The following is a 9,233-nucleotide window of genomic DNA, read 5'->3' as shown; positions in this document are numbered from 1 at the left end:
CATGATCGACGCGCACGTCAGAAGCGCGGGCGTACTGGTTGCCAGGCGGGGGTGGCGTTCAGCTTGGCGGCGGCGCGGCGCGGCCAGTACGGGTCGCGCAGCAGTTCCCGGCCCAGCAGCACCAGGTCCGCCTCGCGCCGGCCACGATCTGCTCGGCCTGCTCGGGCTCGACGATCAGGCCCACGGCACCGGTCGGCACCCCGGCGTCGCGGCGGATCCGGGCGGCCAGCGGCACCTGGTAGCCGGGCCCGACCGGGATGGACGCCCGGACCGCCGCGCCGCCGGAGGACGTGTCGACCAGGTCCACCCCGGCGGCGGCCAGCTCCCCGGCGAGCACCACGCTGTCCTCGACGGTCCAGCCGTCGTCGGTCCAGTCGGTGGCGGAGATCCGGGTCAGCACCGGCACCGACTCGCCGACGGCGGCGCGTACCGTGCGGGCCACCTCCAGCGTGAGCCGCATCCGGGCGGCCCGGTCGCCGCCCCAGCCGTCGGTGCGCCGGTTGGTCAGCGGGGACAGGAACTCGTGCAGCAGGTAGCCGTGCGCGGCGTGGATCTCCACGGCGGCGAACCCGGCGTCGAGCGCCCGCCCGGCGGCGGTGGCGAAGGCGTCCACCACGGCGGCGATGCCCGCCTCGTCCAGCGCGGTGGGCGTGCGGTACTCCGGCACGAACGGCTGGTCGCCCGGGCCCACCGGGGTCCAGCCGCCCTCGGCGTCCGGCACGCCGCCGCGCGCGGGCGCCCACGGCCGGTACGTGGACGCCTTGAACCCGGCGTGCGCGAGCTGCACGGCCGGCACCGCGCCGTGGGCGGCGACGAACGCGGTGATCGGCCGCCAGGCGTCGACGTGCGCGCCGGACCAGAGGCCGGTGTCCTGCGGGCTGATCCGGCCCTCGGGCACCACAGCTGTCGCCTCGGTGATCACGAGCCCGGCCCCGCCGACCGCGCGGGAGCCGAGGTGGACGCGGTGCCAGTCGGTGGGCAGGCCGTCGGGCCCGGCGCTGTACTGGCACATGGGCGCCAGCGCGATCCGGTTGGGCAGCGTGACGCCGCGCAGGGCGAGCGGGGTGAACAGGGCGCTCATTGTCGAAGATCCTCCGGTCATGGCTTCGGGTGCGCCTCCCGCTTTCGGAAGACGCACCCGAAGAAGTGTGGATCAGGCGGGTACGGGGTCGAGCCGCTCGGTCTCGACCGGCTCGATCAGGTCGCGCTTGCCGGCCGAGTCGTACGCGGCCCGGTCGAGCGTGCCCTCCCGGGCGGCCACGATGGTCGGCACCACCGCTTGACCGGCCACGTTCGTGGCGGTGCGGATCATGTCCAGGATCGGGTCGATGGCCAGCAGCAGGCCGGCCCCGGCCAGCGGCAGGCCCAGCGTGCTCAGGGTCAGCGTGAGCATGACGATCGCGCCGGTCAGGCCGGCGGTGGCGGCCGAGCCGACCACCGAGACGAACGCGATCAGCAGGTAGTCGGTGACGCCCAGGTTCACGCCGAACACCTGCGCCACGAAGATCGCGGCGAGCGCCGGGTAGATGGCGGCGCAGCCGTCCATCTTCGTGGTGGCGCCGAACGGCACGGCGAAGGAGGCGTACTCGCGGGGGACGCCGAGGCGCTCCACCGAGCGCTGGGTCACCGGCATGGTGCCCACCGAGGAGCGGGACACGAACGCCAGCTCGATGGCGGGCCAGGCGCCGGCGAAGAAACGCAGCGGGTTGAGCTTGCCGGCCACCGCGAGCAGCACCGGGTAGACCACGAACAGCACCAGCGCGCAGCCGACGTAGACGGCCGTGGTGAACTTCGCGAGCGGGGCCAGCAGGTCCCAGCCGTACGAGGCGACGGCGTTGCCGATCAGGCCGAGCGTGCCGATCGGGGCGAGCCGGATGACCCACCAGAGCGCCTTCTGCACGATCGACAGCAGCGAGCGGTTGAGCGACACGAACGGCTCGGCGGCGTCGCCGACGAGCAGCGCGGCGGCACCCACCACCAGGGCGAGGAAGACGATCTGCAGGACGTTGCCCTCGACGAACGCGCCGACCGGGTTGGTCGGGACGATGCCGGTGAGGAAGTCGATCCAGGAGCCGGTGGTCTTCGGCGCGGTGGCGCCGGCCGGGTCCAGGTTGACGCCGCGGCCGGGGTCGGTGAGCAGGCCGAGGCCGATGCCGATGCTCACCGCGATGAGCGCGGTGACGGCGAACCAGAGCAGCGTCTTGACGGCGAGCCGGGCGGCGTTGGGCGACGCCGCGCAGGCTGACCACGCTGACCACGATGGCGGTGAAGACCAGCGGCGGCACGGCCAGCTTGAGCAGCTGGACGAAGAGGCCGCCGACGGTGTCGAGCGTGCTGGTCAGCCAGGCGAGGTCGGCGGCGCGGGCGAGGAAACCGAGCGCCACACCGAGCACGAGGCCCAGCAGGATCTGGACGGAGAAGGGAATTCTGCGCAGGGCGGAAGCCATGAGGACGGGTCCAAGGTCTGGAGAGGGAAGGCGGGCGTCAGGGCGTGGAGCTACGCCGGACAGACGCCGCTGGCCTGCCGTCGCAGATCGACGTACAGGCGCTCGGTGAGGCACCAGACATTGGTCATCGTCGCGACACGTTACTCCCGTCGCGGGTGGGAACGGAAGGACCGTCGCCGGTGAGGCTCCTTACAGCCAGGTATCCGGAGGTGACCAGTCCCCAGGCGGCGACCACGACCAGCAGCACCCGCTCCGACAGCCCGAGCAGCGTGCTGCGGCCGACCAGCAGAAGCGCCAGCGCGACCACGACGGCCACCGGCAGCGCCACCGCCGCGCCGACCGCGGCGATCCGCCGCAGCCCCTGGTCCGCCGCCCGGGAGAACAGCACCACGAGCATGGCGAGCACCACAGCGGCGGTCGCCGCGATGCTGGCCCCGCCGTGCACCAGGTCCGCCACCGTGGGCGCCTCGAACGGCGGCAACGGGCAGCCCTCGCTGCACGTGACAGCGCCGGACAGCACAGTCGCGACCGCGCCGATGCCGAGCAGCCCGGCCGCCGCCCGCAACCCCGGCGGCAGCGCCCCGGCGAGCAGCAGCAGCGACGCGGCCACCGAGAAGATCCCGATCCGGTACGCCCCGGCGTACCCGCTGTCCGCGATGCCCGCCTCACTCACGTACGCGACGGGTCCGGGACCGGGACCGGCGACCACCGCAACAGTCACCGCAGCCGCGCCGGCGGCCAGGCAGACGGCGGCGAACGCGGCGGAGATCCGGCGGCCGGTGTCCTCAGCCACGTCCGTGCGGGGTGGTCCAGCCGGACAGGTCGGGGCCGAGCGGCACGATCCGGGTCGGGTTGATCATGTCGTGGGTGGCGTAGTAGTGCCGCTTGATGTGGTCGAAGTCCACCGTCTCGCCGAAGCCCGGCGTCTGGAACAGGTCCCGCGCGTACGCCCAGAGCACCGGCATCTCGGTCAGCTTGCGCAGGTTGCACTTGAAGTGCCCGTGGTACGCCACGTCGAAGCGCACCAGCGTGGTGAACAGCCGCACGTCCGCCTCGGTGATCGCGTCGCCCATCAGGTAGCGCCGGCCGGCCAGCCGCTCGCTCAGCGCGTCGAGGCGGGCGAACAGCGCGGTGAACGCCTCGTCGTACGCCTCCTGGGAGGTGGCGAACCCGCATCGGTAGACGCCGTTGTTGACGTCCCGGTGGATCTCCGCCATCAGCGCGTCCATCTCCGGGCGCAGCTCGACCGGGTACAGATCCGGCGCGTCCGGCGCGTGGAACCGCCGCCACTCGGTCGAGAAGTCGAGCGTGAGCTGCGGATAGTCGTTCGTGACCACCCGTCCGGTGAGCGTGTCCACGAGCGCCGGCACGGTCACCCGGCCGGTGTAGTCCGCGTCGGTGGACAGGTACGCCTCGGACAGGAAGCCGATGCCGAGCACCGGGTCGAAGCCGTCCGGGTCGAGCGCGAACCGCCAGCCCCGCTCGTCCCGGATCGGGTCGACGGTGCCCAGCGAGATCACCTCGTCCAGCCCGAGCAGGCCGCGCACGATCCGGGCCCGGTGCGCCCACGGGCAGGCCCGGCACCAGATCAGCCGGTAGCGGCCCGCCTCCAGCGGCCAGCGCCCCTGATCGTCCGGCCCGCCGCCCTCCGGGGAGGTGGAGTGCGGGGTGACCCGGCCGGTGAACCGGTTGGGCTGGCGGACGAACGCGCCGCCGCCGCTTGTCTCTGCGCTGAACTGGGCCCCGGACATGCGGCAAACCTATCCGCTCCGGTCACGGATATCCTGGCGCCGGGTACCCCCACCGACCCCTTCCCACCCCCGAAGGACGTACGCGCGATGACAGTGGCCTATCTCGTTGCCGGAGTCCGCACCCCGATCGGCCGGTACGCCGGCGCCCTGGCCGGGGTCCGCCCCGACGACCTGGCCGCGCACGTCGTCCGCGAACTGGTGGCCCGCCACCCGTCGGTCGACTGGGCGCGTACCGACGACGTGATCCTGGGCTGCGCCAACCAGGCCGGCGAGGACAACCGCAACGTGGCCCGGATGGCCGCGCTGCTCGCCGGGTTGCCGGAGGAGGTGCCGGGCAGCACCGTCAACCGGCTCTGCGGTTCCGGCCTGGACGCGCTCGCCTCCGCCGCCCGCGCGATCGTCGCCGGTGAGGCCGACCTGGTGGTGGCCGGCGGCGTGGAGAGCATGAGCCGCGCGCCGTTCGTCATGCCGAAGGCGGCCACGCCGTACGCCCGCACCGCCGAGGTGTACGACACCACCATCGGCTGGCGGCTGGTCAACCCGCTGATGCGCAAGGGCTGGGGCGTCGACTCGATGCCGGAGACGGCGGAGAACGTGGCAGCCGAGTTCGGCGTGGACCGGGCCGCGCAGGACGCCTTCGCGTACCGGTCGCAGCAGCGGGCCGCCAAGGCGCAGGCCGACGGCCGGCTGGCCGAGGAGATCGTCCCGGTGACGGTGCCCGCCGGCAAGCGCGAGACGAAGCTGGTCGAGGCCGACGAGCACCCGCGCGAGACGACGCTGGCGAAGCTCGCCTCGCTGCCCACCCCGTTCCGTGAGGGCGGCACGGTGACGGCCGGCAACTCCTCCGGCGTCAACGACGGCGCGGTCGCGCTGCTCGTCGCCTCCGCGGCCGCCGTCGAACGCTACGGCCTCACCCCGCTGGCCCGGGTACGCGGCGCGGCGGCGGCCGGCGTACCGCCGCGGATCATGGGCGTCGGCCCGGTGCCGGCCACCCGCAAGCTGCTCGACCGGACGGGCCTGTCGCTCGCCGACGTGGACGTGATCGAGCTGAACGAGGCGTTCGCCGCGCAGGCCGTGGCGGTGCTGCGCGAGCTGGGCCTGCCGGAGGACGCCGAGCATGTCAACCCGGGCGGCGGGGCGATCGCGCTGGGCCACCCGCTCGGCGCCAGCGGCGCCCGGCTGGCGCTGACCGCCGCGCTCGAACTGCGCCGCCGGGGCGGCCGCCGGGCGCTCGCCACCATGTGCGTCGGCGTCGGCCAGGGCATCTCGCTGCTGCTGGAGTCGGCCGACTGACGTGGGCCGGCAGCATCGCCCGTTGTGGATCTCCCATACCTGGCCGTACCGGCCTAGAGTGGTCTGCACCACACGACCCGCCAGCGACGGCGGCGACGACCTGGGGGACCGAGCGATGCAGACGCCGGACGGCGTGCCCACCGAGATCGACCTGAGTCGGCCGAGCGCCGCCCGGGTCTACGACTACTTCCTCGGTGGGGCCCACAACTTCGAGATCGACCGGCAGCTGGCCGAGCAGATCGCGGCCATGACACCGAACCTGGCCGCCACCATGCGCTCGGGCCGGGAGTTCCTGCGCCGGGCGGTACGGGTGCTGCTCGACGCCGGCATCGACCAGTTCCTCGACATCGGCTCCGGCATCCCCACCGTCGGCAACGTGCACGAGGTCGCCCAGGCCGCGAACCCGGACGCCCGCATCGTGTACGTCGACATCGACCCGGTCGCCGTGGCGCACAGCCACGAGCTGCTCGCCGGCAACGAGCGCGCCACCGCGGTCCTGGCCGACCTGCGTGAGCCGAAGCTGATCCTGGACCACGCCCGGTCCAGCGGGCTGATCGACTTCGACCGGCCGCTGGGCATCCTGCTCGCCGGCGTCGTGCACTTCGTCCCGGACGCCGACCGCCCGGCCGACATCCTGGCCACCCTGCGGGCGGCCGCCGCCCCGGGCAGCTACCTGGTCATCTCCCACTCCACGTTCGAGGACCAGCCGCAGGAGATGCTGGACGCGCAGCGGCTGTCCGCGCGTACCGCCACCGAGATCACGCTGCGCTCGCGGGCCGAGATCACCGGCTTCTTCGGCGACTGGACGATCCTCGAACCGGGCGTGGTGCACATGCCGCTGTGGCGGCCCGAGTCACCGTCGGACGTGGACGAGCACCCGGAGCGGTTCGGCGCCTTCGGCGGCGTCGCCCGGCACGACCGCGCCCTCGGCTGATCCCATGCGCGCCCCGGACATCGACGGGGGAGACGTCAGCCGGCCCGGCGCCGTCGCGTACGCCGCCGAGTGGGCTCGTGCGGTGCGCCGCATCGGATTCGTGCCGCTGACCGCGGCCGAGACCGAGCGCCTGCTGGTGCCGCTCACCGAGCGGCTCGGCGAGGCCCTGCTCGCCCCCACCTTCTCCGCCCGCCCGGCGGAGGAGGTGGGACGGGCCCTGGTGCAGGCGCATCTCACCGAGCCCGGCGTGCTCGACTGGTCGGTGCAGGCGCTCGGTGACCGGTTCCTGCAGTGGGTGCTGCCCGGCCGGGCGGAGTCACCCGAACTGCGCGAGCGGGTCGCGCTGCTGCAGGGCGCGTTCGCCGCCGGGTTCGCCCGCGCGTTGCGCGACCGGGTGTTCAGCCAGCAGGAGCGAATCTCCCGTTCCGCCTGGCAGGCGCGGGACACCGTCGAGCAGGCGCTGCGGGACAGCGAGGCCCGCTTCCGGGCGGTCTTCACCGGCGCCGTCATCGGCATCGGCATCGCCGGTGTGGACGGGCAGATCATCGAGGTCAACCAGTCCTTCGCGGACATGCTCGGCTACACCGTCGCGGAGATGCGGCGGATGAACGTGTCGGCGCTGGCCTACGCCGACGACGCGGCCGGCATGTGGGAGCTGTACCAGGAGCTGATCGAGGGCAAGCGGGACAGCGCGCGCGTCGAGAAGCGCTACTACCGCAAGGACGGCAGCGTCGTCTGGACCGACCTCGCGGTCTCGCTGATCCGGCACGACGACGGCCGGCCCCGGTTCACCGTCGCCATGGTCGAGGACATCACCGAGCGGTACGAGCTGCAGCAGCGGCTGCGGTTCCAGGCGCTGCACGACCCGCTGACCGGCCTGCCCAACCGGACGCTGTTCTTCGAGACGCTCGGCACCGTCTTCGACGGGGCGGGCGACGACCAGCGCGTCGGGCTCTGCTTCATCGACCTGGACGGCTTCAAGGCGATAAACGACAGCCTCGGCCACGACCTGGGCGACCGGCTGCTCAAGGTGATCGCCCGCCGGCTCAGCGACTGCGTGGCCGGGCGCGGTCACCTGGTGGCCCGCATGGGCGGCGACGAGTTCGTCATCCTGGTCGACTCCGACGGCGGCATCGACGACGCGGTGGAGGTCGCCGAACTGGCCCTGGCCGCCGTCTCCGCGCCGGTGCACGTCGCCGACCAGCAGCTCGCCGTGTCGGCGAGCATCGGCATCGTGGAGTGCCCGGCGGCGGAAACCAGCGTCGGTGACCTGATGAAGGCCGCCGACACCACGCTCTACTGGGCCAAGGCGGAGGGCCGGGGACGCTGGGCGGTGTACGACCCGGAGCGCAGCGCCGCCGACATCGCCCGCTCGGCGCTGGCCGCGAACCTGCCCGCCGCGCTGGACCGGGACGAGTTCGTGCTGCACTACCAGCCGATCGTGTCGCTGCTGGACGGCACGATGGTGGCGGTCGAGGCGCTGGTGCGCTGGCAGCACCCCGAGCTGGGCCTGATCGGGCCGGACCGGTTCATCGGGCTGGCCGAGGAGACCGGCCTGATCGTCCGGCTCGGCGCGTGGGTGCTGCGTCAGGCGTGCCGCGACGCCGAGTCGTGGCGGCGCGCGTACCCGGAGACGTCGCTGGTGGTCAGCGTCAACCTGGCCGCCCGGCAGGCGGACGACCCGGCCATCGTGGAGACGGTCGCGGAGGCGTTGCAGCACACCGGCCTGCCGGCCGAGCTGTTGCAGCTGGAGCTGACCGAGAGCGCGGTCATGGGCAGCGCGGGTGAGCCGCTGCGGACCCTGCACCAGCTCGCCGACCTGGGGCTGCGGCTGGCCATCGACGACTTCGGCACCGGGTACTCGAACCTGGCGTACCTGCGGCGGCTGCCGATCCACTGCGTGAAGCTGGCGGGCCCGTTCGTCGAGGGGATAAAGGGTGACGGCGGGGACGCGGTCGCCGACCACCGGGACGAGCGGATCGTGGACGCGCTGGTCCGGCTGGCGCACGCGCTGGAGCTGTCGGTGACGGCCGAGGCGGTGGAGACCGAGGTGCAGGCCGAGCGGCTGCGGGCGCTGCGGTGCGACACCGGTCAGGGCCGCCTGTTCGGCGCCCCGATGCCCGCCGACGGCATCCGCGCCCGCCTGGGCGGGTAAGGAAGGGCCCCCTGTTAACGCCTCCGGTAGAGCAGGGGGCCCCGCTTAACACCTCCCGCTCACGCGGCGGCAGGCGAGGAAGGGAGAACGGTGAGCCTCACCGATTCGCAGGCGGTGGTGTCGGTGGTCGCCGCGCTGGCGATCATCGCCGGGCTGGCCGGAGTGGTAGTGCCCGGGCTGCCGGCGCTGCCGCTGTGCTGGGGCGGCGTACTGGTGTGGGCGCTGTTCGGCGGCGCCGGGCCGGGCCGCTGGGCGGTGCTCGCCGCCGCCACAGTGATCGCCGCCGGCGGCACCGTGCTCAAGTACCTGTGGCCCGGGCGGAACCTGAAGCGGACCGGCGTGCCCACGTCGTCGCTGCTGGTCGGCGGGCTGCTCGGGGTGGTCGGCTTCTTCGTGATCCCGGTGGTCGGGCTGCCGATCGGCTTCGTCGGCGGGATCTTCGGCGCGGAGCGGCTGCGGCTGGGCGACACCCGGCTCGCCTGGCCGGCCACCGTGCAGGCGCTGAAGGCGGCCGGGCTGTCCATGCTGCTGGAGTTCATGGCCGGCCTGATGATCGCCGCGCTCTGGGTCGCCGGGTTGCTGTTCGTCTAGAGGTGCGGCGGCGCGGGGCGTCCGGAGGGTACGGCCGATCGCCGTACTTCAGTGAGAGAGAG

General features: G+C 73.5%; 6 protein-coding genes and 2 pseudogenes. 4 read left to right on the top strand and 4 right to left on the bottom strand.

The features are described 5' to 3' along the window. The 4 genes and pseudogenes from MCBG_RS12930 to MCBG_RS12915 all read right to left on the bottom strand — a co-directional run. Positions 1 to 1,081, bottom strand: a pseudogene (locus MCBG_RS12930) (NADH:flavin oxidoreductase/NADH oxidase); the annotation flags it as partial. 72 nt (positions 1,082 to 1,153) lie between these two features. Then, positions 1,154 to 2,435 (bottom strand): annotated as a pseudogene (locus MCBG_RS12925) (dicarboxylate/amino acid:cation symporter). 136 nt (positions 2,436 to 2,571) lie between these two features. Continuing rightward, positions 2,572 to 3,240 (bottom strand): DUF998 domain-containing protein, encoded by a 669-nt coding sequence (locus tag MCBG_RS12920; protein ID WP_043325855.1) that lies wholly within the window; start codon positions 3,238 to 3,240, stop codon positions 2,572 to 2,574. Beyond that, on the bottom strand, positions 3,233 to 4,198 hold the full coding sequence (locus tag MCBG_RS12915; RefSeq protein WP_043325853.1) for a glutathione S-transferase family protein: 966 nt from the start codon (positions 4,196 to 4,198) through the stop codon (positions 3,233 to 3,235). Before MCBG_RS12915 ends, MCBG_RS12920 begins: the two co-directional genes overlap by 8 nt. Positions 4,199 to 4,285: 87 nt before the next feature. On the opposite strand from MCBG_RS12915, the gene pcaF reads away from it, so the two are divergent. The 4 genes from pcaF (at position 4,286) to MCBG_RS12895 (ending at position 9,171) form a co-directional block, all read left to right on the top strand. After that, on the top strand, positions 4,286 to 5,491 hold the full coding sequence (gene pcaF / locus MCBG_RS12910) for a 3-oxoadipyl-CoA thiolase (protein WP_043325851.1): 1,206 nt from the start codon (positions 4,286 to 4,288) through the stop codon (positions 5,489 to 5,491). Between the two features lie 115 nt (positions 5,492 to 5,606). Continuing rightward, a complete protein-coding gene (locus tag MCBG_RS12905) occupies positions 5,607 to 6,425 on the top strand; it encodes an SAM-dependent methyltransferase (protein ID WP_043330555.1) in 819 nt (272 codons plus the stop codon). A 4-nt stretch (positions 6,426 to 6,429) separates the two neighbouring features. Beyond that, complete coding sequence (locus MCBG_RS12900) at positions 6,430 to 8,580, top strand: putative bifunctional diguanylate cyclase/phosphodiesterase (protein WP_043325850.1); 2,151 nt, start codon at positions 6,430 to 6,432, stop codon at positions 8,578 to 8,580. A 90-nt stretch (positions 8,581 to 8,670) separates the two neighbouring features. Further along, positions 8,671 to 9,171 carry a DUF456 domain-containing protein gene (locus MCBG_RS12895; protein ID WP_043325848.1) on the top strand — a complete coding sequence of 167 codons (501 nt, stop codon included), beginning with the start codon at positions 8,671 to 8,673 and terminating at the stop codon, positions 9,169 to 9,171. The last annotated feature ends 62 nt before the right edge of the window (positions 9,172 to 9,233 follow it).

This window comes from Micromonospora sp. M42 (assembly GCF_000568915.1).
Lineage (GTDB): Bacteria > Actinomycetota > Actinomycetes > Mycobacteriales > Micromonosporaceae > Micromonospora > Micromonospora chalcea.
Note: the sequence above shows the minus strand (reverse complement) of the source record. Positions and strands in the feature narration are given on the sequence as shown.

Coding starts and splice junctions, on each gene's coding strand:
- MCBG_RS12915 (WP_043325853.1), bottom strand. CDS start 4,198: ATGTCCGGGGCCCAGTTCAGCGCAGAGACAAGCGGCGGCGGCGCGTTC.
- pcaF (WP_043325851.1), top strand. CDS start 4,286: ATGACAGTGGCCTATCTCGTTGCCGGAGTCCGCACCCCGATCGGCCGG.
- MCBG_RS12905 (WP_043330555.1), top strand. CDS start 5,607: ATGCAGACGCCGGACGGCGTGCCCACCGAGATCGACCTGAGTCGGCCG.
- MCBG_RS12900 (WP_043325850.1), top strand. CDS start 6,430: ATGCGCGCCCCGGACATCGACGGGGGAGACGTCAGCCGGCCCGGCGCC.